General features: G+C 37.7%; 26 protein-coding genes and 1 riboswitch. Of the genes, 1 reads left to right on the forward strand and 25 read right to left on the reverse strand.

Annotated features, from left to right (window positions below; all coding sequences use genetic code 11):
• Positions 1 to 221: 221 nt before the first annotated feature.
• From ACE04G_RS17030 to ACE04G_RS17055, 6 genes are all read right to left on the reverse strand, one after another.
• Entirely contained in the window at positions 222 to 761 is a 540-nt protein-coding gene (locus ACE04G_RS17030) for a hypothetical protein (RefSeq protein WP_449005009.1), read from the reverse strand.
• Entirely contained in the window at positions 754 to 1,425 is a 672-nt protein-coding gene (locus ACE04G_RS17035; RefSeq protein WP_449005008.1) for a hypothetical protein, read from the reverse strand. The genes ACE04G_RS17030 and ACE04G_RS17035 overlap by 8 nt, the downstream gene beginning before the upstream one ends.
• 183 nt (positions 1,426 to 1,608) lie before the next feature.
• The gene (locus tag ACE04G_RS17040) at positions 1,609 to 1,779 is read right to left on the reverse strand and encodes a Spo0E family sporulation regulatory protein-aspartic acid phosphatase (protein WP_486094558.1); all 171 of its coding nucleotides are present in this window, start codon (positions 1,777 to 1,779) and stop codon (positions 1,609 to 1,611) included.
• Positions 1,780 to 1,901: 122 nt separating this feature from the next.
• Entirely contained in the window at positions 1,902 to 2,066 is a 165-nt protein-coding gene (locus ACE04G_RS17045; protein ID WP_449005007.1) for a hypothetical protein, read from the reverse strand.
• Positions 2,063 to 3,436 carry a helix-turn-helix domain-containing protein gene (locus tag ACE04G_RS17050; RefSeq protein ID WP_449005006.1) on the reverse strand — a complete coding sequence of 458 codons (1,374 nt, stop codon included), beginning with the start codon at positions 3,434 to 3,436 and terminating at the stop codon, positions 2,063 to 2,065. The genes ACE04G_RS17045 and ACE04G_RS17050 overlap by 4 nt, the downstream gene beginning before the upstream one ends.
• A gap of 272 nt (positions 3,437 to 3,708) precedes the next feature.
• Positions 3,709 to 4,500, reverse strand: coding sequence for a LytR/AlgR family response regulator transcription factor (locus ACE04G_RS17055; protein WP_449005005.1), 792 nt, complete (start codon positions 4,498 to 4,500; stop codon positions 3,709 to 3,711).
• 182 nt (positions 4,501 to 4,682) lie between these two features.
• On the opposite strand from ACE04G_RS17055, the gene ACE04G_RS17060 reads away from it, so the two are divergent.
• Positions 4,683 to 4,916: a hypothetical protein gene (locus tag ACE04G_RS17060; protein WP_449005004.1), complete on the forward strand. Its 234-nt coding sequence runs from the start codon at positions 4,683 to 4,685 to the stop codon at positions 4,914 to 4,916.
• Positions 4,917 to 5,040: 124 nt separating this feature from the next.
• Positions 5,041 to 5,129, reverse strand: a riboswitch (cyclic di-GMP riboswitch).
• Between the two features lie 84 nt (positions 5,130 to 5,213).
• Here ACE04G_RS17060 and ACE04G_RS17065 read toward each other — a convergent pair.
• The 19 genes from ACE04G_RS17065 to ACE04G_RS17155 all read right to left on the reverse strand — a co-directional run bounded on the left by ACE04G_RS17065 (position 5,214) and on the right by ACE04G_RS17155 (position 23,768).
• Positions 5,214 to 5,714, reverse strand: a complete 501-nt coding sequence (locus tag ACE04G_RS17065) for a hypothetical protein (RefSeq protein ID WP_449005003.1) — start codon at positions 5,712 to 5,714, stop codon at positions 5,214 to 5,216.
• 94 nt (positions 5,715 to 5,808) lie between these two features.
• A complete protein-coding gene (locus ACE04G_RS17070; RefSeq protein WP_449005002.1) occupies positions 5,809 to 6,330 on the reverse strand; it encodes a hypothetical protein in 522 nt (173 codons plus the stop codon).
• A gap of 114 nt (positions 6,331 to 6,444) precedes the next feature.
• Entirely contained in the window at positions 6,445 to 7,419 is a 975-nt protein-coding gene (locus tag ACE04G_RS17075) for a site-specific integrase (RefSeq protein ID WP_449005001.1), read from the reverse strand.
• Positions 7,420 to 7,436: 17 nt separating this feature from the next.
• Positions 7,437 to 7,973 (reverse strand): hypothetical protein, encoded by a 537-nt coding sequence (locus tag ACE04G_RS17080; protein ID WP_449005000.1) that lies wholly within the window; start codon positions 7,971 to 7,973, stop codon positions 7,437 to 7,439.
• 339 nt (positions 7,974 to 8,312) lie between these two features.
• On the reverse strand, positions 8,313 to 12,068 hold the full coding sequence (locus ACE04G_RS17085; RefSeq protein WP_449004999.1) for a hypothetical protein: 3,756 nt from the start codon (positions 12,066 to 12,068) through the stop codon (positions 8,313 to 8,315).
• Positions 12,069 to 12,597: 529 nt separating this feature from the next.
• Positions 12,598 to 12,816, reverse strand: a complete 219-nt coding sequence (locus ACE04G_RS17090; RefSeq protein WP_449004998.1) for a hypothetical protein — start codon at positions 12,814 to 12,816, stop codon at positions 12,598 to 12,600.
• 32 nt (positions 12,817 to 12,848) lie between these two features.
• The gene (locus tag ACE04G_RS17095; protein WP_449004997.1) at positions 12,849 to 13,283 is read right to left on the reverse strand and encodes a hypothetical protein; all 435 of its coding nucleotides are present in this window, start codon (positions 13,281 to 13,283) and stop codon (positions 12,849 to 12,851) included.
• A gap of 495 nt (positions 13,284 to 13,778) precedes the next feature.
• On the reverse strand, positions 13,779 to 14,828 hold the full coding sequence (locus ACE04G_RS17100) for a hypothetical protein (RefSeq protein WP_449004996.1): 1,050 nt from the start codon (positions 14,826 to 14,828) through the stop codon (positions 13,779 to 13,781).
• 199 nt (positions 14,829 to 15,027) lie between these two features.
• Complete coding sequence (locus tag ACE04G_RS17105) at positions 15,028 to 15,282, reverse strand: hypothetical protein (protein ID WP_449004995.1); 255 nt, start codon at positions 15,280 to 15,282, stop codon at positions 15,028 to 15,030.
• Positions 15,283 to 15,337: 55 nt separating this feature from the next.
• Positions 15,338 to 15,550 (reverse strand): hypothetical protein, encoded by a 213-nt coding sequence (locus ACE04G_RS17110; RefSeq protein ID WP_449004994.1) that lies wholly within the window; start codon positions 15,548 to 15,550, stop codon positions 15,338 to 15,340.
• Positions 15,551 to 15,841: 291 nt separating this feature from the next.
• Positions 15,842 to 16,516 (reverse strand): hypothetical protein, encoded by a 675-nt coding sequence (locus tag ACE04G_RS17115; RefSeq protein WP_449005112.1) that lies wholly within the window; start codon positions 16,514 to 16,516, stop codon positions 15,842 to 15,844.
• A 108-nt stretch (positions 16,517 to 16,624) separates the two neighbouring features.
• Complete coding sequence (locus tag ACE04G_RS17120; protein ID WP_449004993.1) at positions 16,625 to 17,146, reverse strand: tyrosine-type recombinase/integrase; 522 nt, start codon at positions 17,144 to 17,146, stop codon at positions 16,625 to 16,627.
• Between the two features lie 43 nt (positions 17,147 to 17,189).
• Complete coding sequence (locus tag ACE04G_RS17125) at positions 17,190 to 17,912, reverse strand: hypothetical protein (protein WP_449004992.1); 723 nt, start codon at positions 17,910 to 17,912, stop codon at positions 17,190 to 17,192.
• 235 nt (positions 17,913 to 18,147) lie between these two features.
• A complete protein-coding gene (locus ACE04G_RS17130) occupies positions 18,148 to 19,011 on the reverse strand; it encodes a hypothetical protein (protein ID WP_449004991.1) in 864 nt (287 codons plus the stop codon).
• Positions 19,012 to 19,036: 25 nt separating this feature from the next.
• A complete protein-coding gene (locus tag ACE04G_RS17135) occupies positions 19,037 to 19,798 on the reverse strand; it encodes an abortive infection family protein (protein ID WP_449004990.1) in 762 nt (253 codons plus the stop codon).
• 28 nt (positions 19,799 to 19,826) lie between these two features.
• Positions 19,827 to 20,015 (reverse strand): hypothetical protein, encoded by a 189-nt coding sequence (locus tag ACE04G_RS17140; RefSeq protein WP_449005115.1) that lies wholly within the window; start codon positions 20,013 to 20,015, stop codon positions 19,827 to 19,829.
• Positions 20,016 to 20,381: 366 nt separating this feature from the next.
• A complete protein-coding gene (locus ACE04G_RS17145) occupies positions 20,382 to 20,909 on the reverse strand; it encodes a hypothetical protein (RefSeq protein WP_449004989.1) in 528 nt (175 codons plus the stop codon).
• 863 nt (positions 20,910 to 21,772) lie between these two features.
• Positions 21,773 to 22,813, reverse strand: a complete 1,041-nt coding sequence (locus ACE04G_RS17150; protein ID WP_449004988.1) for a M48 family metalloprotease — start codon at positions 22,811 to 22,813, stop codon at positions 21,773 to 21,775.
• Between the two features lie 43 nt (positions 22,814 to 22,856).
• On the reverse strand, positions 22,857 to 23,768 hold the full coding sequence (locus ACE04G_RS17155) for a tyrosine-type recombinase/integrase (protein ID WP_449004987.1): 912 nt from the start codon (positions 23,766 to 23,768) through the stop codon (positions 22,857 to 22,859).
• Positions 23,769 to 23,883 lie beyond the last annotated feature (115 nt).

Raw genomic sequence — 23,883 nt, forward strand, 5'->3', positions numbered from 1 at the left:
TCTCTCTAATTCGTTCTTTTCATTCACTCTCATCTTCTTAAGCTATAGTCCGATCATACGTTCATAGGCTTTACTTTTAACAAATCGGTAACCCACAAACATAACTATAGCTAGAAGAAGACCATATAACCCCAAAGTGTTCGAGAATTGACTAACTCTTTCTAGATTTCCATTGACGTTTTCCATATACCCTCCATCTTTAAGATATACATTTAAAATCTTTATACATTCAAGGGCAACTTTCTTTTTCCAGGGTTCATGACACAGTGAAGAACAGGATATTTTTTACGTTTCCATGCCTCTACCTTATAGAAAGTAACAATAAAACAAGTTGCTCTATAGAATAGCGCTTGTAGCCAATTCGCCGGTCGGATCTCTAATGCAACATTTAATCTTTTCGCAAGTTCATCAAGCCGGTGCTGGTCGTAATGATTAGTATAGAAGAATACACTAACATCCATCTTCAAAGCAATTCTTCGAATTCTGGCCACTCTTATGGCTATCGTATTCCAATCTGTGAGGGATCCAATATGAAACTCAAAATTATTAAATAACCGATTGTACCATATTCCGTGTCCGTACTTTTTACTCGAAATAATCACCTCAACCGAAGGATAAATAATTGCTAAGGCAATCATAATAAAGATAGGGATAGCGGTACCGAGATAATTAGCAAGAGAAGCAAAATAAGTCGCAACACTAAACATAATTAGTGTAATTAACACTGCAAATTCTAAAAGCTGCATTCTTATTTTATTCATTTAGGTTCTTCTCCTCAGTTTTTTTTGAGTTGTAGCTTTCGTAAACTGATTTCACCAAGTCTTTAAGTCGTTCTGATTCTTTTCTTCCTCCCCCTATGTACTGACATTTCATAATATTGAACACCAAACCGTCATTATAAAATACATGTACATCTTCTTCTTTAGTGTAGTAATTGTACTTGCCCACTACATAATAGAAGAAATCATCACCTTTGCATTTGAAAGCAAGAGCATTTCCATCCGTGGGCTGACTAGCTTTGTAGATATTATGTTTGGTTCCCATATCTTTAAAATTATCAATGATAACATGGAAGACAGCAAAAAAGTCTATTGTGGACATTAAATCTGTTACAACATGCTTGACATCTACTAAGTGATTCTCATTTAGGTAAGTTAAGTACTTTAAGTGTATACTAGTTGACCACTCGAAGGGTCTGCTCATTTCTTCGGCATACTCCATCTGAATTGCCCAGTGAGTTGCATGAATCCAGGTGCAATCGTTTTCCTCTTTAAATTGAATGGCCTTCCGAAAAGTTTCGAGTGCCTTTTTATCAAAACGCTCATTATTGCTCATTAAATTCAACTTTTGAAGCTCACTACGAAAATTATCGACCGTCCCTCTCCTTTGACCTGTTGATTCCATTACATCATTTACGGTAAACATTCTAAATCCCCCTTAATGATTAATATAGGTCTAATTCTACTACAATTAGACTATGCAAACAATCAAAAAGATACCCCAACATTAAATGATGGGGTGAACGCAGCAATAACTTCTATCTAGCTGGACTTATCAGATGATAGATAATGTAATCTAATTCAGGGAATCTACCAGATACAAGACGAGTTAACTCTCATTGATGCGATTTATGTAATTTTTATAGTGCTGATTTATTACTTCATCTAATCGTTCGGATTGCTTTATGACTAAAGGGTGTGCAAGCCCATATGCGTTTACTAATTTATTTAGGCACTCTCTCTCTTGTTCCAAAGTGCTCATGTCTGAATTTTTAATCATAATGATTCACCTCATTATATATCCTATCGGTTTCTGCTCAAATTATTGACTTAACCACATGAACAGAAATTCAAAATAAAAAGCCTCCATTACAATGGAGACTTACGTAGGCCACTAAACTTCTACCAACCACCTTCACCGTGTGAAGAGGTAGTTACTATAGTGTTCAGAGAAACGGGAACAGCAGGTTTAGTAACATCCGTATTTGCTGATACCTGGTTTAATGGGCTGAATAACAGGATTGCCAGAGCCACAAATGCGGAAACTAGTACTGATTGGCTTTTCATCTGTTTAATTGAACCTCCTTTAAAATTGCTTTGTACCTATGGAGATGCTCTTCTGTTGCTGAATCCCTTATTTCATCAAATAAACAGAAGCATCTTACCATACAAGCATCATTTTTGATCTTAGCAGAGATTGCTAAACTATCTAGTATAAAGAGAATTCCAACCTTTGGGCGTAAACTCTTTGAGAAATACTCCCCTAAGTCGGCTAGGAAAATTACAAACCTGTCATTGATAATCTGTGAAGAATACGATCCTACTTTACATTGTGAAACCACCTGAGATTGGATTGTTTCATCAAACCGTTCAAGTACATGATCGATGTTCATGTCATATCTCAGAGCAGCCTTAACTATCTTAAAAAGTGCACGCAATATTTCACTGTCGTTAGTCGCAAGGGATTCCACATAATCATCGAGTAAATCAGTTTCCCCTGACATTAACCTGTAAAGAGTTTTGTTAGCAGTAGCCCATAATAGAAATTGTTTTTTTGTTTGCTCAGCTGCTACATCACCTTCTACAATCCAATCATGATTCTCGTACATTGCAACATGTTGCAATGCTTCATTGTAATCTTGTTTCTCTTCAGCAATAGCCCCAAGAATTAAGTAAGAGTACAAAATATAGCCAAAGAGAGGTTTTTGTGGGGTTACTTCTCTTCTATCTTGTCGCTTACGATTATGATTTTGCTCATACAGAATTTTCGCAATTCTCCCCATTTCGCTACCAAGACTCATTGCTTTATCCCAACGTCTAAGTGACAAATACAGATTCGCAAGATCCTTTAGTGCATCTAGCTGTTCGGATTCACTCAGTCTTGTAACAAACGGTTCAAATATCAAGCCACGCTCTAAATTTAGGTCTTGGTCATCATTTAAAGTAGACTTAAAAATTCTGTATTGGCATATAGCCAGTCTCTCTGCATGTTGATAACGCTCCCCCTCGGAGACTTTCTTGTAAATAATTAATGCAACAGATTTATCCCCTTCTGCGTATAACATTTCTGCAAATTCAAAAAGCGAGGAGATATAATATGATTTTTCCAGCATCAAATCAACAACTTGTTCAACACATGCGAGTTTATTCAATTCCGCGCATCGTGCAATGAATGGTCTTAATCTTCTCCAATCCGTTGAGGGATCCTGCATCAGCTCTTCAACATAGAGGTCATAGAAAGCCCCTTCTTCTAATCCCATAGTTGAAGTCAATTGGTCCAGGGTTCTGATCGGTATAGGCTTCGATCCATTAATGATTCTACTCAAGGTACCTGAATTAATTCCTGATTTCTCAGCAAAATGATAAATAAGTAGTTTATTCTGATCTATGTAGTGTAGCAATTCTGTTCGGATCGTCTTTATATTATTTGATTCCAAGTGAGATTCCACCTCCACAGATAATAAACCATTTTTTATGAGTTTTTCTCTTTATAAGTAATACTATGGATTAATCTACCATAGGTCAATGCCTTTTATGCGGAATTTCTGATTCTTTTAAATTTAGCAGGACAACGAACTGATCTTTATAACATACGCGGTACCCCTAACAAAACATTGTACTATGAAATTTGAAATAAAAAGCAAATAGACCAGGCTAATGAGCTGGTCAAATAAATACATTGATGATTAGCTGTCCACACTATAAGGTGTTAATCTTCATTTGATATATTTAAAATATTCGAATCATTGTTACTGAGCCTGTAGGCCTCTTCAAATAGTTTGCGTTTGCGTCTTGGCAAGTCAATTTCAACAGCATTGTGCAATAGGATGATATAATTCCCAATCGTATTCTCACTAGCAAACACTTTAGACACATAGTTCATGTTAATGATATTTGACTGATTAGGCATAAAAAAGCTGCTTGAGCATTGACTCATGATATCTTTGAGTGAGCTGGTAGATATGATCTCATCTTCACTGCCTTCAGCATAAATGATAGTCCGATGCTCACCTTTAAGCTTACTTGCATAAATAAGATTATGCTCGTTCACATAGATGGTCTTGTAACTCGATTTCAGGCTAATGATTCTCCCAGGGGATCCATGTGTAATGCTCAGGTCTCTATTCAATGTCATTCTAACCTTGTCTACGGCTTCAGTCATACGAACTAAATTCACAGGTTTATTCAAAAAATCAAGGCAATTCAGCTGAAGCCCTGCTAGCATTAACTCTGTATTCAATTCATCAGCCATGATGATCAAATAGGGTTTAACTCCATAATCAATTAGTCTTTCATATGCAATCAATCCCGGAGTTCCGTTAAGATCATTTTTTAAAAATACAATATCTGGCTTGTAACGGATACAATCGTCAATTAGCCATTCGCCTGACGCGACGGTACTTAGAATGGTAATCCCTATCCTTTTTGCGTAAACCACCATTTGTTCCCGATTTTCAATGTTATCTTCAGCAATAATTGCGGTCAATATTTTGTTTGGCACGTGGACTTCCCCCTATTACTGTTAAATTCGCTGTTATTCGACAAATTTTTCTCCATATAAGGCCAACCTTCGTCCAAATATGCCATATCATACTAACGACCCATTCATGCGGTATAATCGTACTAAAAGTAGTACATTTTCACTACAAAAAAAATTCACACACTATCCACGGAGGGCAATATATGAACAGCAGAGAAGTAATGATTTTGGTTGAAGAAGACTATTCTTCTAAGAACGTCAGCGCATACGCTCCAGAGTTTCGGTTGAGCGTTGTTGGAGATACAGAGACGGAAGTCCTTGAAAGTATAAAGGAACTTATCAACTTAGAATTGGACAAGTCAGTGAACGTGAAGAGATTCTCTTCTAAATTTGTTACTATGGCATTGGAATCTACTCTCCCATTAACAGCAGTGTAGGAAGTTCTTATAACAATCAGCTCCCGGCCGCCAATGAACAGGGGGAGCTGATTTTTTGCAATAAAAAAGGGCCTCTCTGAAGAGATAAGCCCATTCCACCGGTTTAAATCAATTGATTTTCAACTTCGGTAACCAGGCTGTCATAGTTCCAACAGGAACATTAGACCCTCGGCTTTGCGTCCTCACTTTTCAGTAAGTTTGCCATTTATCGTACAATACATTGTATAACATCTTTATTTTTTAGCCAAGTTATCTCAAATCTAAGAGGGAAATATTGTGAACATCTTTTCACTGTATTTATGAATGTAGATTTGTGGTTATCCATGCTTTTCCATAGATAGTATCTACTTTGTTACGTAAACGATTCGGATATAGTAATTTACCACAGTATTTGCAGTTCAATTTAGTTAAATCATCTCTTAGAGTAGATACATACCTGGCACCGCAGACACACTGAACTTTGTATGAGACTTTAGTTATAGCAACTACGTCCAATTTTGATTCATTTTGTGGAAATGTTTTTGTTTCTTCGACTACTTCTTTATTTGGTTCTAAGGTATTACCATGCTCACTATTCTTCTTAATTTTAAATACAGAAACAAGTTTGGGATTTAAACCTCTGATATATCCACCTTCTGTAGTGATATATTTACGACCATCCTTATAGTGTTTGAACCATTCCTTTTGTTGAGCATTGTTCAGTTCTATGTTTCCGGTGACCCCACTATGAAGTGTATACATCATTGTTTCGGTACTTTTCTCACTATCAGTACTCCGCGTATTGTTGTCATTGAACATATGTAGGATCGTTCCCCTTCAATTTTCTTTAAGTTACAAACAATATAGGGTTTAGCTGAATAGAATATAGATCTAAGTAAACCAGCTTGATATGTTATTTCTCTTTTTTATCTGAAAAGTCCTTAAACAGTCCTATGACATCAGTTGCTAAGAAAAGTGGGAGCAATACAACCATTAAAGCAGGATTAGTAAGAAGCACTATACCAAACAGGACAACAGCAGCTGCACCAATAATATTTTTTGTCGTTTGAACAGCAGCCTTAACACCAGCAACCGTTAATTCCCCGCTCTTTCTAACTTTAACATCAATTTCATTTATAAAAAGTTGCACCTTCTCTGGTATTGCAATTCCCATCTCAACTGCTTTTTCAAGTACGTTACCCTTTAGAATAACATAAGCTATGGCAGTAGTTAATGACTCAACAGATCGCGTAGGCATACTTCTGAGATAGTTCATTCGTTCTTCTTCTGTTTTTAGAAATAGCAGGGCTCGAACCGGCTTAGGAAATTGAAATTTTGCTTTCACGCTTTGCAATGCATTTTTCCATTGAAATTTCGGTGCTGGGGAGTCAATACTATCAATTAACTCATCTTTACTTACAGTAAAGGTTCCCATCTCCTAAATCAACTGTGTAGCCATCTTCAGTTTTCACTACCGTATACTCACTCATTAGATTCCTCCTGTTAATAAAATTATATCAAGTATTCATAGCATAATACTACAATCTATCTAAAGACCGATATTTTGAGCAGCATTCTCGGTAAATAAGGAACCCATCCGAATATATCTTCTAACCATAGCATCTGAAGCATGACGTGTTTGTTCTTTTATCGACCTTTCACTTTTACCAAGCATAGCAGCTGAGGTAGCAAAACCTGAACGTATACTGTGGCCGGCATAAAGTGCTGGATCCAATCCTACAGCAGCTACATACTTCTTAATTATCAGTGCTACGGCCTTGTCTGAGAGTCTCTTTTCTGAAACATGGCTATGTTTATTAACAGGTCTGAATATTGCTCCATCAGTGATACCTGATTGTTTTATCCATTCATTATAACTACGGACAGGACAAGTCTCTAAACGTGAACCATATGGAATACCAATGAATTCACCTTTCCCCTCCTGGTCTGTTTTCGATTTTGCGATCCGCATAATCATCCCTTCAGGAGTAGTTCGGATGTCCTTCACATCAAAATTCACTAATTCGGACCTTCTGTATGCCCCGCTAAAGCCGATTAATAGCAGAGCCCTATCGCGATAACCTATCATTCTATTCTCCGGAACATGCTGTAATATCTCTTTTAATGTGTTAACTGTTATTGGATTCTTTCCTACTTCTGCAGAACCATGAATTCTTTTAATTCCGGACCATATCGTTTTGATATGAATAGTATTAGGCGATTCTAGTTTCTTCATTATATGTGCTCGAGATATTGAGGAGATTCTACGTTGAATCGTACTAACTTTATACCCGGATGCAGCTAAACTTGTTAAATAGGACCCGTAAGCTTCATCGGTGGTTGGCAAGTATGGTTGCTCATACTTGATACACCATGACTTAAAATGTGCCCAATCACTTTTGTAAGATATAACTGTGTTGTCCGCTTTTGCTTTGGACATATAGTGTTTACTCTGCTCTAAAAGTAGCTCCAGGTTTAACTGGGGGTTTTCTATGTCAGTAGAATCATATTTTATAAGTACCAACTGCTACCACCTCCAATTTAGGACTGCTTTAACCCATCTTGCTTTTGAATATATTTGAAGTATAGATTCTTCTTAAATTCATCAACCTCTTCTTCCAAATCCATCAGCCGTGCATGTAAGGTATTCATCTCACATTCAGTTTTTTGACGAATATTCATAAAAACTCTTCTAATTTCCTTTTCTTTCTCTTCTATATAAAGAAGCTCATCTTCAGACAGTAAATCGATATTTAAATAAGCAGAAACACTAGCCTGAATTTTCTCTATTTTCAACTCATTACTGATTACTGCTCTGTGGTTACCACCACTGCAAACTACGTGATGTGCAGTGTCCGGAAGAAGAACAAGGTGCAGCCCTCGGGGGGTTGGATCCTTCCACCCATGCTTATTGACTTTATTTCGAAGACTCTCTAATTGTGATTCCACCGGAATTCGTGATAAAGCGATAATGGACTTTGGATCAATCGTTCTAATTCCTAATTCAATGGACATGTACAATCCGCTACTCTCATATTCTTCAATTAAGGAATCTGATGATTTCCAGTTTTCATACATGTAGTATGACTCAACTCCTTTTTTTGTAATATTGAGTACTTAAATGTATTTAATTAAGCAAATTGGGCATTATACATAGAAGTGTAAATTATCAATATAAAGATAATCATACTCAACTTAGTTAACATACATATTATTATGTAAAGTATTTTTAAAATGTAAGTAAGTTAACTCTCGTAAGTTCCAATACCTTTAAATTATCGGAACTTATGATTTCTCAATTATATCACAGAAAAAAATGCTGTTCAGAAGTAAAGTTAGTTTCAACTACTACTGACAGCAATTTATAAATTAAAATTCAGAAAATCTTGTTCTATACATTTAATAACTGAATTAAAGCTAACCTAAATCTTCTCTTAATTCAGCACTCATATCTTCATGTTGAGCCTCTCTAATATATCTGTCTGCAATAGAACGAAGAATTGCAGTTGTTCTCGGCCAACGCACACCTGAAATTCTTGCATATTCATTGTATCTATCAGCCAATTTCATTTCCTGAAGACCTCCTTCATATACTTGTTTAGTCACAAAATCCCTACTGTTGTACACTTCTCTCGTAAATGCACTTTCAATATTAATATCGCTAAATTGTTCTATGACATCTCGAACAGCTTCGTGAGGCCACCCGCCATCCTCTCCTAGAATAGAGGCACTCAAGACTTCTCCAATATACATAGCTCCATACTCACCTCTACCTGAATCTAAAGTTGCTTGGAGCGAGTTACTTACCCAATCTAATAACTCTTGTTTGTTAATACTGTTATCCCCCCTTGAACCTGGTAAAGTACGCCATGATTTGAGAAGATCCTCACCTTGAGATGCACGTCGACGGTCCTCCGAGGAAACTTCTTTCGATTCCCCATCTTCTGCGTTATAAACAAGTGATAGTACTTCAACAAAAAAATCTGGATTACGGGACAATTCTCGATGAAGAAACTTAGGAGCATGATTAAATCGTTCGAGTATAGGGAGATATGCCCATTCCAAGGATGCTATTATTCCATCGTCAATTTCTTTGCAATTCTCAAGTGTACTAAGCAACTCAGAGATTTGGTACGGGGACGAGTGTGATTGCAAATGGCCTATATTAGATACACCGAGCAATTTTGTCAATGCTTCAACAATTTGATTCGGTTTGGCACAGGATTTTCGTAGTGCTAATAAGTCGATTGCAGAAAATGGAAGTTCAAAGTGCAAATACATATCCACGGCAGTTTCCAAGTCTTCTACTTCTATAGATAAAGGAGAAACTATTGACCAGTACCTTCTTTCAACATTATCACCCATTTCAACCAGTAGGCTCCAAGTGCTTTTATTAGCAGGTAAGAAAATTAATATCTCTGCTTGTTTATTTGTTCCCCAATCGCTTGCAATTTCTAACTTTTCAAAAACCCAGTTAGGCCCAAGACATTTAGTGCTACCAAATATATAGCCACGCGCGAATTGAGCATAATTGTTATCGGTAGAGGCTAGATATTTTTGAAGAATTTCATCCTCTTCTTTAACTATCAATCGGATTTCTCCAAGCGCTGTACCAAGCTGATATGGTTGCTCAACATTATCTAAAAGAAAAACTATTTCCTCAATTCCCCCTCTAGCATAAATACTAGATAATGCATTTATTCTTACTTGATTTAACTTATGATCACGCTCTTCCCAATCTCCTTCTCGACCTTCTGGCAACTCTGGCGAATTGCTAAATAACCAACTATAAAGAGCGGATGTATCGACTGGTTCAAATTTTCCGAAGATCTCTTCTAATCGGTCTACTTCACACTTAGAAAGAGCCCAGTCAGCATCAGGAAATGAACGATGTTTTGATAATTCTTTTCTGAGCGAATTCCAAATAAGTGCCTTATCTTCCGCGTTAAGGTCTGTATCGCCTAAAATATTAAGTTCATTTAATACAACTTCTAGGTCTTCGAGAGGTAACATGGGTAAAGATTGAATGATTTGATTCCAACGAACCCCAGAGTTCCCTACTTCCGTTAATAAAATCTGTATAAGCTCATGAGTCATTTTGTTATACTCTGATCTTATAATATTCCTCTTATGATCCGGGGCCCAATCTCTCCATTTTGGTTTCGCTGTACTATGTGAAATCCCATGATATTGTGGTAACAATATACATAACAACTCCCAAGTTACATCTGGCTCCCTTTGTACAAGTATCCTTAGGACATCAATACGTTGATCAATAGAAGCGGCAGTTTGCGGATTCCATGTTAAAAATATTTCGCGAAGACTATTTATGGGCCTATTTTGTAATTTTCCACCAGGATCTATTCTACCTAACTTTGCTAACAATAGTGAGGCTCTCCTAAGGTATTCAGGATTCCATGCAATTGTCTCCAGTGCCCAAAGTAAACCAGTATGTGGTGATGAAACAAACATAGGGTCTTGTTGATCATTGAAAAGCTTTAAAATTACCTCTTCATTCGTAATTTCTCCTTCAAGCGCTTGAAGAAATTGATCTGGTGCTGCCTCCGCAAGAAGCGGTAGAACAGAGCATAATGAAGACCACACTTGAAAATTACCCTTTGAACTACTGAATAATTCATATATTATATTAGAGGCATGAACTCTTAATGATAAAGCAGGACTAGCCCAATCTTCCTTTGATCCCATGAATGCTAGTGTATCCGCAATGTTTCTGATGAAAATCCCTGAATAATTAGAGGTATAACCGAGCACCTCCGCCATCCACTGTTTCTCAAAAGGTAGTTCTAATTTAGGGTCAGTTGCACCAAGAACCTTGAGAGCAACCGATCTGAACTTTTCCAAATCTGCCAAGGTAACATATCTTCTCAAGAGAGACCAGGCGTCCTCTTTTGAAATTATATACCAGGCGTGATTTATACGACGTATAGGAGGGTCTGATTCGTTTTCCCATCGAAATAGAAGTTCATTAAGCTTATCGTATGAACATTGTGCTAACTCATTAAGACTCTCTTGATCACCATCTTTAGTATCACTCCAACCACCTGCTAATAAAAGTGGAACCAAAGATCGCGCTTCACCTGGCAGAGCCCATAAAGGCTGCCTAATCTCTGGACTGAGCGCAGTCCGTCTACGAAATGTAGTAAGTCCTCTTCGAGCTAAAAGTCCAAGTTCACGTGAGAGTTGTTCATTTAAGCCCTTGTCAATAAGAATGGAGGTCACTCTTTCACGTGAAAGACGGGGTATCTGTTTAGTGTCCTTCGTTGTACTATCTGATCGACCCAAAGGTATCATAACGTGATGCCCATTCCTAATGGCACGACTCAAACCTTCAGAATCAAATGAGGGAATCAGTATTAAATTATTTTGAGATGATGACAAATAGGTCCAAGCTTCTGAATTATTCACTACTATTGCTTTTGATAAGTTAAAGTCCCTATCTAATGGGGAAAGCAAACTAATCGATGCAGCAAATACAGCTATAGCTTCATCACGTGTTTCTGCTTGTATCGTTAGTGGAGAATTTGCATTTCTAAGCCATTCTGATATTTCTTCTTTAATACTCTCGCGGCCAGCTAGTACCATTTCTGGTGGGATCGTCGGCTGAGTTTCTTCGGACCAATCAATCCAATAATTACTTAAGTCAATACAATTTTGAGGGTGCTTACCTAAATGCATAGATAACCAGACATGAACAGTGGGATTTTGGCTTAACCAAGTTTCGAGATCATCAGCATCATATACTTGTATATCCTTCCAGATCCCTTCTTTCTTCCTTCCTTCTGTCCATTTATCTTTATCCCTCCATCTCCTTAATGTAATAAAGATATACGTTGTTTCATTGGGACTCATAAATAAAGGATCCGTACTTCGTTTCTCGTAATCAGTGTCCGCTTTCACTTTAACGCCTCTACTTACACCCATTTCCCAGACCGTTGTACCTTTTGGAAGAAAACTATCACCATCCTGAGCCACAGTAACTCCATCCCAACCTCCAAGGCTTACTCCTTCACCAGCAGCAAAACTAATCTTATCAATATTATCGCTGCTAGAGAGTATTAAATTTCTAATGAGCATAGGGAGTAAAGCTTGCGAGTCGCGTCTATCTGCCCATTTGACTAGATCAGTTGCATCAACTAGTATTTTAGAGTGCACGATATTTTTCCTCCTATTTGTCTCGTTCATCTAGCATTTATAAAAATAAAATTATATATATACATTCACATAATATAGTACGCAGAAATAACTTGTCACTCCTAATCCTTCTATAGTTGATCATACGATGTATAATGGTCTCTGATTCGGTTATTTGAAAATAAATGGACATGATTTGTTGGCTAAATAATTGGGTTGTTGTTAAAGTATATCATGACTTTTTGCAAACTATACAAGACTATTAATCGTAAAATAACCAAGAGGGTCACCTCATTGAGATGGCCCTTTTGAGCGAAGCAGCTTTTATAATACTATTATATCCTCTTATGTAGATTGTATGCTAAGATTCTCAAAATGAATTAAACAATATTTCCGTGTGCCCATTATAATGAAGTAAAAAAGCACCACCTCATACCTGAAGGGCATGAAACTGTGCTTCCGCTTATACTTTATCAGTCGGTGTAATATTCACTTGATGAGTTAACAATATGACCGTATTTTCCTGAATGGTGGATTGTGATAGATTATATTACTCACAACTTTGCATATGATCGTTATAACAACTATCGCAAGGAGTACTGTCTGTCATTTTCTTGCCTTGATCCGTTAATTCTTTAGCCTTATCTCTAGCTTCAACCTCTGTATCTAACTCCAAAAAGTTGAAGTAACAACCACCTAAACTGCAAATATTCATAGGTATTAACCACATATTACTTTCATCGTCTTGAATACAATCGAAATTCGACATACATTATCCTCCTCTCTAATGTACTCTTATTACTATGAAACTTTTATTTTTATTCCTAATTTATCAATAGTGACTGAATCTCGAGAGAATTGATTCACACGATTCTTGGATTCTATGTTGATCAAATCTTCAGCGTTTGATCGAGCTGCAGACAGGCTTGTTCCTTTTACACCTAGCCTTAAAGCAGGAATATATGCTGTTACGCTACATCCTTCTTCCTGTACCTCAAACATCACGAGGAATTCATCTCCTGTGATTCCTTTTATCGAATCGATAACTGCCGTTTCTTCAGGCAATTTATTTTGCCTGCTTTCTAATTCAAGTTCAATCAATTCGATAGCTATTGCACGTGCTTCTTCTATGCTGTCTCCCTGCACACCAAGACTCAGGGATGGTACATATGCAGTAACATTTTTCTCAGCTTTCTCTTCTTCAAACATAACCAATAGTTCTATAATATTATTCATGTATGGATCCCCCTTAAATTTCGTGAAATTGAGCTGCTACCAGGATGGGCAACTTATTGGAAGAATCAAGAAAATTATCGCTTCCTCTATAAATGTCCCAGTAATATAACTAACTCTGATTAAGTATCCTAATTCCAAAAAAACAAAAAAGCATGGAAACACAAAAAGACACCAAATTTGGGTGTCTATAGTCTCCATGGCAAATTAAGCCCTATTATATATACTGATACACGGAATGCCTTACCAGTACTTCTCCAACTCTGTCGAACAGTAGCGGCAGAGTAAATCAAATGAATCGTAGTAATATATTTGTACCATATACTTCTTATTTCGTCAAATAATATAGGCAAATAGGCAGAAGGAAGAAATACCTATTTTGCTGTTAATTGCGCAGGCGTGCCAGGAATGGCACACCTGCTGTTCATCAGTGCAAATCAATGCGAGCACGTTCATTTAAACCTTCCTGCAGCTGAGCTGGTACGAGGCGTATCTAAATCAATGTGCTTTCTTTTGTATAGGAAATAACTCTATATAGCCATCCTTATTACGAACATAATTAGAATAATCGGAATAATCAGAAAGCCTAACCGATTTTAGTTTAACCAATATTCTTTTAAATAATTTTCTGTTGTTTAATATAAGATGCAATTGCTCAAATAAAACACCTTTCTTATCTAAGTACCAGATTCCATGTTTTAATCTATACTCTACATGATCAGCACCATCGTATAAAGAACCATCTTCAAGTGAAACAAACGAATCAGCCCCGTACACCATGTGATCCCTTATATAGTTGTTTTTCTCAAGTGAAATAATGATTTCATTAAACTTAACTTCCTTTATTTCTTCAATAGCTTTATTTTTTATTCCGTTTATATCTAAACTATTACTACTGTGAGAATTATTAACAATTAGAAAAATAACGAATCTACTATCTTCAGCAATATCATTTAATGCGTCGAACGTATTGCGTATATATTTTTCATCGAAATTGTAATCTGAATTATTTTTTATCATGATCTTTTCAATTAATATGGGATCGATGGAAAAGTAATCATCATCGTAGGATTCAGAATATGATTTTAGGTTTAAATATTTTTCTCTTAGCTCTCGATAGTTTTTATCTAACAGTCCAGAAATATTGGAGTTAGAGAAATAATCAAAACCACACTCGTTATCTTCAGCATATTTTTTACACTTCTCAATCTCATCACTCTGTGGATCAAAACTAAGAAAAGCAATGCATAATGCATCTTTGTTCTTTTTGATACTTTTTAATTTTTCTATACTTTTCTCTAGGTCTTCATAGATTTTCCCTTTTGAAGGATCAGCGGTTGCCTGTATATAAACCAGTGTTCCATCTTCACGATCGCACCAAGCGTCCGGAGTACCTTTTCTTGTTTTAAATGTTCCCTCCACTCCTCCACTCATTTGTAACCCTTGCCAGCCGTTATACAATTGTGGCAACAGGTCATATGCTAATTGTTGAAGCTCTCCTGCGCTTAAGTTTTTAATAAAAATTTTGGTATGATCCACAGCTTCCATCACCGCCAGTTCCTTAATTTTCGACTCTTGAGATTAATAAATTTACAGGTACTAATTCCATAAGTATATCCCTTAGCCTAGTCGTGCTGCCAAACAATATTGTCATCATAAGCGGCTCATTTCTATAACATACTACCCTTACATTTCAAATAATGTCTACTCTAGTAAATGTGAGACAGTCTCATATTGAAGTCTTCACTCATCCAGGTACATTCCTATTATTGATTGATGCCCAGTGAGTAACCGAATTAATCAAGGAATTATTGATCCTCCAACTATTTATCCCCGTACCAGGTATACTGGCATGCTGTGCCTCCATAATGTTGCGGCCATCCGTTACAAGATGGTTATCTTGACTTTCAATGCTACGATCCTTTGGATCATAAATACACCAGCCTATCTTTTCGGAGTTAAGTCCCACAGTATACTCACGAATTTTTGCTTCAGTCGTCATAGTTAAATCCTCCTTGTTTTCCAAATCATAAAACAAATTCCCACACGATTCCCAATCATTTATCTTCTTGATCGTCCAATTCTCGCAGATCTGGAAGTATTTCACCACAAGGAGGACAATGATCAGAAATCCCCAGGCGTACTTCCTGGCCACAATCTCCACAAATCATTCGATCATTCACTTCATCTGGTTGACGATAAGTTTTCAAGGTACGCTGTTCATTGAATTTTTTTAATAACACTGGTTCAAAAATAAATGTTTTTCCCACTCAAAATACTTCTCCTCCTAGTTCCTCATTTCATCCGTTTTGATCAGTCAGCTTAATCAAACTACTTCCTCCCAGTTCGGACCCGGTACCCTGATTCTTCAGCGCATCGATCAGAACGACAAGCTGCAGCTGGTCGCTGAGCCGGGTCACCTGCAGAAGCCATACATCGTTTATATAAAACGCTTCGGATATATAGCCTCACCACATTACTCAGAGGAATGTATTAGAACATAACGGTGTATCAGACTCCAACGTAGCCTCCAGACCCTCGGCACCAGGAGTCGTATAAATCTAAATTGCTACCAAAACATCCTTAGTTACAGCTTCCACCACTTCTGGAGAGATCTTTTCCACCTCTAGCAGGTAAACGATATTAAGTCTAGGGTTGTAAATTCCTAAACGACGTACCTTCTGAAGCTCCTTATGAATAGAGCGGAGGCCCAAAATATAGTACATCAAAAGCTGTAAGGTGTGCTTATTGGTTGGTCCATTCTTAGATAGTTTGAAGTCCCACAAAGTGTCCTCTGTCAGATAATCTCCATCCCCCGTACTCACCTCTTCAGTGTATCCAAATTCGAACGTAAAGCTATCTTTAACAATTGGTCCAAACTCTTCCCAAAAAGCAAGACTTCTACTTACCATTGTACGAATATTACTCACCGTTTCATCGTCAGCACAAATCTCTTCAACAGGTTTATACATGGCTGTGCCAGCACGAACGCATACATCGTATCCTACAAGTTTACAGGCATTGCGTATAGACTGGTCATCTAAACCATTAACCTCTTGTACAAGAGATCTTGCCAAAGCATCTTCTCCTACCAGAAACGAACCGCTCAAAGATATCTCGAAGGCTTCCTCTGCAGAAGACCCGGACAAGTATCTGGTCAAATAATCGACAGCCATTCCCACTAAATTTGCGTGAAGGTTTTCTTCTGGGTGAAGCTCAATCCCATCACTCAACACTATCTCCTCAAAGTCTCTGGGTCGTATGTAGCCTCCTCTAGGTTGTTTAACTTTGCTTACTCTCTGGGTAACTGAAACCATAGCAATCCAACTCCTACTTATAATTCATTAAGTCCAGCTGATCGACTCCACCGCAGCCTCCAGATCCTCTTTGCCCGGTGTCGTATAGATCATCGCCATGGCTATATTGGGATCTCCGTTTTCCTTGAAGTGTCCCATCAACATGGCCACTTTTTGTAGATCCTTTATTTCCGTAAGCAATTCATGGCCAAAAGTATGCCGCAGGCTACGACAGCTCAAATCCTTAATTCCAGTACGCTTTCGATACTTTTCAACAATGTGTTGTCCCCAAACAGACATTTTTGCGGATCTCTCAGAAGTGAACACGTAAGGATTCGAATCCTCCCAACCAGCCAGGTAACCCTCTAACGCATATCGGGCATCTGCATTTAGTGGTAGTTCCCGATCCCTGAAACCTTTACCACGTACATAGACACTACCCGAGCGAGGATTCATCTCCTGCTCGTCACGTAATAGATCGCATAGCTCATGAGCACGCAGCCCAACATGCAAAAATACAGTGAAGATTGCATTATCCCTTTTACTCTTACTTCTCCGGACTTCTCGCATTATGGCATTCTGCTCACCGAGAACGTCTAATCGGTTGGTTTGTTTAATCTAGCAATCCAAAATTCATTTCGCCAACGATTTCATTAAGATTGATATTTTCAACATCACAGAATTTTTTTAAATCAATCCAAAATGGCCATCCTGTTAATATGAATGGTTTTATAGTTACAACTACTGTGTTATCTTCTTCTTCTCTCTCTGCTTTACTGATGAAATTGTATTTATATAGTAGATCATAGTGTTCCTTCATACCTTCAAAATCTAAATCTGTGACCTTTGCTATCTCGTGAATTATAACTTGAGGCTGATCCCAAGAATTAAGAGTAGAACGATCAATCATAATTGAGAAGACGTTGCGAGTATCAGGTGACAGTTTTCTTAACCTCTCTACCCATTGATTAATTTCATCACACATATCCTTTAATTGTGTAGAATCTAATTTCCAATTTAGAGACTCGTTAATACGCTTGCATGATAATGTGTATGAATAATCTTGAAGGGTTGTTAAATCACTAATTGAATTCTGTAATTTAGAAACAATATCTGAGAACTTTTTTTCATGATCCCTCTTCATCTTCTGAAGAATCTCAACAGTATATTTTTTTACATTATCTGTTTTTTTATGGCAAGCATGACACATCAACATTAAGTTTGAAAACGCCCTGCGATCCTCATTACTTTGTTTTGGATTAAAGCGTTGTCCACCTGTTTCAGCAGCTTCAATATGGCAAACTTCACCTATGAAATCACCATCAGCATCCATCATAAGATGGACACATCCCGGGAAGGCACACTGATTACCCGATTTAAGATATAGCTCTCTCAGAATATCCTTAGTAGGTGTGAGCCTTTTTACAGACTCTGATGATATAGGAACTAATCTCCGCATTTAATTTTCCTCCCATTGCATTTTTTAATATTAAGTCCAGCTGATCGACTCCACGGCAGCGGTGAGCTGAAGATCTCATAATTCATAAACCGGCAGCCCAATCCTGGAACACTTAAACAGGATTCGCGTCAGGGATGCTAAGAATTAATGGGTGGACGCGATCAATAAGTAGTTGGTAATTAACAAATAATGAGTTCATATCCTCTTCAGAAACGCGAACCCCAGTCGGATGGCCAGACTCATTTCTTATTTGTCTTAAAAAATCTAAATACTGAAAATGTAAATTAGAATTTTCTAACCCCAGAGACTCAAACAACCTTTCTTGATTGCCTACAGTTCTTTTAAAACCATCTAATCTCGCGTGTGCTTTTTTTGCTTCAACAACGTTGTCATTGAATTTCTTAATCTCAGTTTCAGAACCATGATTCCGAAGATACTGTAGGTAGGATCTCGATAACAATAGCAGCAACTGTTCTGCCGCGCAGCCCAACATTGTTACTGCTGCTAATCGTTGTCCGCTTATAGCACTTGCACAAGCTTCGAGTAAATACATTTCCTCAGTTGGATCCAAAGTACTATTATGAACTTTAGTTCTCAAATTTTCGTAAACTTGGTTTTTGCTATAAAATTGAATATCTCTATTTATGTTACTTGTGCTCGTTAGCCCTACGAGAACTCCAATCTGTAAGCCTGCATATCCATACTCATCAGTATTTTCATATAGCTCGCTACAATATCTATTCAACCTATGATATAGATCATCTGCCTCTAAAGCTTTTTTAGAACGTACTGGAACTTTAATATCTACATATGCACTTCTCTGATTCCACAGTCGACTAGTAAATCTATCAGAATAACTTATAGACAGTTTAGAAGGCTCTAAATGCTTTAGTATATCCTCTGCACCTTCTGATTCAAGATATTCCTTTAAAGTACTTAAAAACAAATCATTTTCAGAATACTCGACTTGACTCATAAACAAACCTTCAAGTGTAAGTTATTTATTTCAACTTTCTATGGGTCCAAGTTGATATTAAAAAGTTTGCCATCGTTCCAGATAAATTAACTGATAACTCAGCATGACGAACACCAGGTTTAAGAGGCTTTCCAGGCAGAACGCGTTTAGTACTTGGAGCATGAGCATCACCATCATTATTTCTCAAACTTCCTAACCCCTGTATGATTGATGTGCATCCGCGTAGTATTTGCTTGAAAGTTTCTTCTGTATGACCATCAGGTGATAGATTCAGTACAGTATGTGTTTTTTTGTAAAGTGTAGGTAGATCATCTGTTTTTTTGTACTCAATGTTTTCACTGTCCAGAATGAATTTAATAGTTTGCTCTATCAAAGTAGAAGCAATTGTAATAGCTCCTTCGGGATCTTCCTCTCTTCGAGTTAACGCCTTGTTCCAGTTTTGCTGAACAAACTCATGAATGTTGTCTCCCGAGAGCCTTTCTCCAATTATTCCATCAAGTGGACTACCATCTACACTTTCTACATATTCCAATACTTTTCCGAATGCCTCTTGGATATGTGCCCTTCTTTCTTTATATCCTCCTCTAACTTGCAAATCATTAAAAATCTCACCGAGAGTTCTGCAGTCCTTTATAAATGAAGGTAGCAACTCTTTTATCGCGTTTGTTTTAGTCATTTTGTTTCGTAAAAGCTTATACTCTTCATCTGTACCCCATTTCCTATAAGTAGCAGCTTCAGTGACAAGATCCTTCAATCTTTCAATTTCTTGAATCTTTTCCTCAATCATTTTCGCTCGCTTCCCCTTCACTATTTCATTAAGTCCAACTGATCGACTCCACCGCATCCTCCAGATCCTCTTTGCTCGGGGTCGTATAGATCATCGTCATTTGGATATTTGGTTCACCATTTTCCTTGTAGTGCCCCATCAGGTCAGCAACCTTCTGCAGATCCTTCGTGGTCTCGAGTAAAACACTTGGCCAAAGGTATGCCGCAGAGTGTGACAACTCAAATCCTTACTCCCGGTACGCTTCCTATACTTTTCAACAATGTGCTGCACTCCACGAAAAGTCATCTTTGCGGATCTCTCAGAAACAAACACGTAAGGGCTTGAATCGGAATCTCCGCAAACCTATCCTTTCAAATCAGTGACAGGGAGGCTGCTCCCCGCGTTACTGTCGTCAGGATAAGCTGGTTCAGAATCTTCTTCAGACTACGCCCAGTGCTATACCTAGTGATATCAGGAAGCGCTGTAGCATAGAAAAACTCCGTTATGAACTTCTCCCCTTTTGTAAACGGTTTGTCCGATTCTGGTTTACGGGCTCTAAACAATAAGGAGAGGCAGATTCTGCCTCTCCTTTTACATTTTTCAGTTATTCTTGCTCGTTTGCATCATACTTGGGTGTAATCCCATAGATAATCTCGTTTTGAATTGCTTTAGTTTCTTGCTCATTTTTTCTAACTTTCTCGTAGGCTTCTTCAAATTCTTGCTTGCTAAAGATGCCTTTCTCGATCAGTAGAAGAGTGAGTGCATGAAGATGGACATGATCCTTAACTTGAATAGCTAATGCTGTAGCAGTTATGTCATGCTTCTCTGGCAGGTCAGGGTCATACTCTATAAGATTACATCTTATACTAATAGTTGTATCTGCGCCCATATATCCACTATAAGAAGTCGAAACATTTTCCAGTTTAGCATTGAACTTGACGTGTGAGGTAAGCACTTCAAAATCAATAACCGTTCCTTGCATTTCTTTGTAAATATCGTGTTCAGTAGTACCGTTCAGAACGAATGCAGCCTCATAAGCTTTCAGCGTCTTTCCTGTTGGGCTAATCGTTTCCTCAAGAGGTGTTAGCATGGCATTACTGATTTCCAAGTCACCAATTTGAATTACAGCCATCGTAAGATCCCCTTTTTCCGTTAATATATGAAGTTGCATGATTCTATTACGTTGTTTACGTATGAGAGGTTTCTATTTATAAAGAACTAGATAGAAGAGGCCCAAACCAGCTGGTCCCCGCCATTAATGCAAACACTGATATTACTGCTGTTCCTCTCTCCTTACATTTTTGCTTGAGGCTTTTTCTTGAGTCTGCGATCCAGTACATTAATGAAGATCAGTAACCCTAAAGTAATTGTGAGCATTCCCGCTCCAAGTATGTACAAAGCTTTGTTACCACCAAACGTTGCAGACAATGTTATAACATTGCACATTAAGAAAAGAAACGCATATTCCAAGATTTTTTATTCATAAATTGCCCTCCATTTCAGATACACCATATTATATGGTTATCCTTTTATTCGAACCTAATGGCCATCTTGTATAGAGAAAGAGTCATTACGTGAGGAATGTATAGTAATTGGGCTATTTTGTTCAAAAGACCATTCATATCGACCTTTTATCCAGCCATCACCAAATTTAGATTGATGTGGAGCTGCGCCGGCGCTGCCTGGCCAACTGCACAGACTGCCATCCGGGAACCAGGAATGCGATCGGGATTTACACGTGCAATTTACATTAACCAAAAAAACTCTCAAATTTAACGTAGCTTGCTTAACGGCTTCACCGGATCTAAACCGACCAAACATTTTTTCTAACCCAATAATCCGCTAAAAAACCGACCAGATCATGATCTGGTCGGTTAACAGAATATCACTCTTAATTTAGTTAATCAACAAATTTATCATCTCACTGGCTTTATACATATTCCTTTGAAGAAGCATATTCCTGTGCTCAGATCCTTCGTGTTTTCTTGTACAAACCTAACCTTTCCACCACTCTGTTTTCCAGTGACCTAACTCATTGTAGTAATCACGAATCCAAGAAGCTATTTCATTTAGGATCTCTTGAAATTTATTAGCTATGCCCTCATTAACTTCAGAAACCTTACTTAATAGATTTAGATATCTATCTCTTAGTGAAGGATGTTCCGGACTAGATTGCTCTGGACATTTATCACGCATAGCAAGCAATAGTATTACCATTAATGGTGCGAATAAAAAATAAACATTTATCTCTTTTTTCATGCTTCGAACTAATAGATCGAATCCAAAATTATCAGCTGCAAACTCATCTAATTGCAGAGCATTATAAGTTAAGGAATCTGGTTTAAATTTCGATACAATATTTCTTCCATCTGAGGCTGTATGACTCAATATGTGATGGCCAATTTCATGACCTAAAACAAATTTCATACCTCCCTCAAATAATTGTGAGCCTATTTCCATTCTTCGTGATGCTAAATCAATATCACTATGGCTTTCATTTAAAAAATTATCAATGTGTTCAAGAAAATAATCATCATCTATTAAACACAAAAATAGATCCATCATTTCTGTAGCTAGTTTAGCTCTTTCACTCTTATCATCAATCTCCATAGACCACAAATACTGTGAAACAATTAAGGAGACGAGATGAAGATCTATGTCCATCCCAATATTCATAGTAATCAAATATCCTTCAAATTCCCCATCTACATTCATGGCCATTGCGTTAGGATTCCGTTTATCAGTTACCCCAACCCACACTTTTCTCAGCTCTTCGTATAGAACATCATCATCTTCTGCATAGCTTATTAAGTCCTTGATCTGACAGTGTATAAAATATTCATTGCTGTACCAAAGATCCCTTCCTAATCCATAATTTGTTGAATTTCCGTGCTGCTCCTGCTCATCTAAAATTTCTTCGTATCGAGTCCTTACTTTTACGTTGGTAATATCTTCCGAAATATGTTTATTCCAATCTTCAACTGCACCTGAGATTTCACTTAGAAATCTCTTCTTTACTGAATCCTTTTCCGTCATTTTTCATCCTCATTATCTTCTATATATAGTTTTAACTCTCTCATTATGTCCAGCTGATCGACTCCACCGCAGCCTCCAGATCCTCTTTACCCGGTGTCGTATAGATCATTGTCATGGCAATATTGGGATCCCCATTTTCCTTGAAGTGCCCCATCAACATGGCCACTTTCTGGAGATCCTTTATTTCTGAAAGCAATTCATGGCCAAAGGTATGACGCAGGCTATGGCAACTTAAATCCTTAATTCCTGTACGCTTGCGATATTTTTCAACGATATGTTGAACACCACGTACAGACATCTTTGCAGATCTCTCGGAAACAAACACATAAGAGCTTTTCTTGTCAGTCTCGTCACGCTCAGCCAGGTAGCTTTCCAATGCATATCGAGCATCTGCATTTAGTGGTACCTCCCGATCCCTAAAACCTTTACCACGCACATAGACACTACCTGAGCGGGGATTGATCACCAGCTCGTCACGCAATAGATCACAGAGCTCATGAGCACGCAGCCCAACATGCAAAAATACAGTGAATATTGCATTATCCCTTTTGCTCTTACTTCTCCGGACTTCTCGCATAATGGAATTCTGTTCGTTCCTGGAATGCCATTTCGGTTTTCGTCTTGCAACCCGCGGTTTGCGTATCGGCTCAACCGGGTTTGTCGGTATGTCCCCCTGTTGATGAAAATACCTGAAGATCGCATTGAGATGTACAAACATCAATTGCATGGTTGACTCCGTTGCCGGCTTTCCACCTCTTCCACCGGATTCTTGCAAATAACGTTTGTAATTTGCGATGTCTCGTTGAATTGCTGCACCTGGATCATTCAAATCCGGATCGACCTTCTTTAGCCATTTTGAAAATTTACTCCAGCTTGCTTTGTAGTTTGCAATCGTCTTGGGATCTAGTCCTTTCTCATCTAGGTGCTGTAAAAATGAATCGAACATTTGAGTCATTTGTAGTTCCCTCTTTTTCCACTTATAGAAGATGACGAATTTTTCCCGCCTTACGAAACGGTGTAATACGGGTTCGTAAATCCATTATACCATAGATTCGTCATCTTCTATATAG

The organism is Paenibacillus sp. AGC31 (assembly GCF_057334655.1).

Bases quoted from the DNA above. Each gene is read 5' to 3' on its own strand.
- ACE04G_RS17030 (WP_449005009.1), bottom strand. From the start codon at position 761: ATGAATAAAATAAGAATGCAGCTTTTAGAATTTGCAGTGTTAATTACA.
- ACE04G_RS17130 (WP_449004991.1), bottom strand. From the start codon at position 19,011: ATGAGTCAAGTCGAGTATTCTGAAAATGATTTGTTTTTAAGTACTTTA.
- ACE04G_RS17040 (WP_486094558.1), bottom strand. From the start codon at position 1,779: ATGATTAAAAATTCAGACATGAGCACTTTGGAACAAGAGAGAGAGTGC.
- ACE04G_RS17070 (WP_449005002.1), bottom strand. From the start codon at position 6,330: ATGGGAACCTTTACTGTAAGTAAAGATGAGTTAATTGATAGTATTGAC.
- ACE04G_RS17135 (WP_449004990.1), bottom strand. From the start codon at position 19,798: ATGATTGAGGAAAAGATTCAAGAAATTGAAAGATTGAAGGATCTTGTC.
- ACE04G_RS17090 (WP_449004998.1), bottom strand. From the start codon at position 12,816: ATGTCGAATTTCGATTGTATTCAAGACGATGAAAGTAATATGTGGTTA.
- ACE04G_RS17105 (WP_449004995.1), bottom strand. From the start codon at position 15,282: ATGACGACTGAAGCAAAAATTCGTGAGTATACTGTGGGACTTAACTCC.
- ACE04G_RS17145 (WP_449004989.1), bottom strand. From the start codon at position 20,909: ATGGCTGTAATTCAAATTGGTGACTTGGAAATCAGTAATGCCATGCTA.
- ACE04G_RS17035 (WP_449005008.1), bottom strand. From the start codon at position 1,425: ATGTTTACCGTAAATGATGTAATGGAATCAACAGGTCAAAGGAGAGGG.
- ACE04G_RS17060 (WP_449005004.1), top strand. From the start codon at position 4,683: ATGAACAGCAGAGAAGTAATGATTTTGGTTGAAGAAGACTATTCTTCT.
- ACE04G_RS17125 (WP_449004992.1), bottom strand. From the start codon at position 17,912: ATGATGGATGCTGATGGTGATTTCATAGGTGAAGTTTGCCATATTGAA.
- ACE04G_RS17095 (WP_449004997.1), bottom strand. From the start codon at position 13,283: ATGAATAATATTATAGAACTATTGGTTATGTTTGAAGAAGAGAAAGCT.
- ACE04G_RS17120 (WP_449004993.1), bottom strand. From the start codon at position 17,146: ATGCGAGAAGTCCGGAGAAGTAAGAGTAAAAGGGATAATGCAATCTTC.
- ACE04G_RS17080 (WP_449005000.1), bottom strand. From the start codon at position 7,973: ATGTATGAAAACTGGAAATCATCAGATTCCTTAATTGAAGAATATGAG.
- ACE04G_RS17155 (WP_449004987.1), bottom strand. From the start codon at position 23,768: ATGACTCAAATGTTCGATTCATTTTTACAGCACCTAGATGAGAAAGGA.
- ACE04G_RS17100 (WP_449004996.1), bottom strand. From the start codon at position 14,828: ATGGAAGCTGTGGATCATACCAAAATTTTTATTAAAAACTTAAGCGCA.
- ACE04G_RS17065 (WP_449005003.1), bottom strand. From the start codon at position 5,714: ATGTTCAATGACAACAATACGCGGAGTACTGATAGTGAGAAAAGTACC.
- ACE04G_RS17150 (WP_449004988.1), bottom strand. From the start codon at position 22,813: ATGACGGAAAAGGATTCAGTAAAGAAGAGATTTCTAAGTGAAATCTCA.
- ACE04G_RS17045 (WP_449005007.1), bottom strand. From the start codon at position 2,066: ATGAAAAGCCAATCAGTACTAGTTTCCGCATTTGTGGCTCTGGCAATC.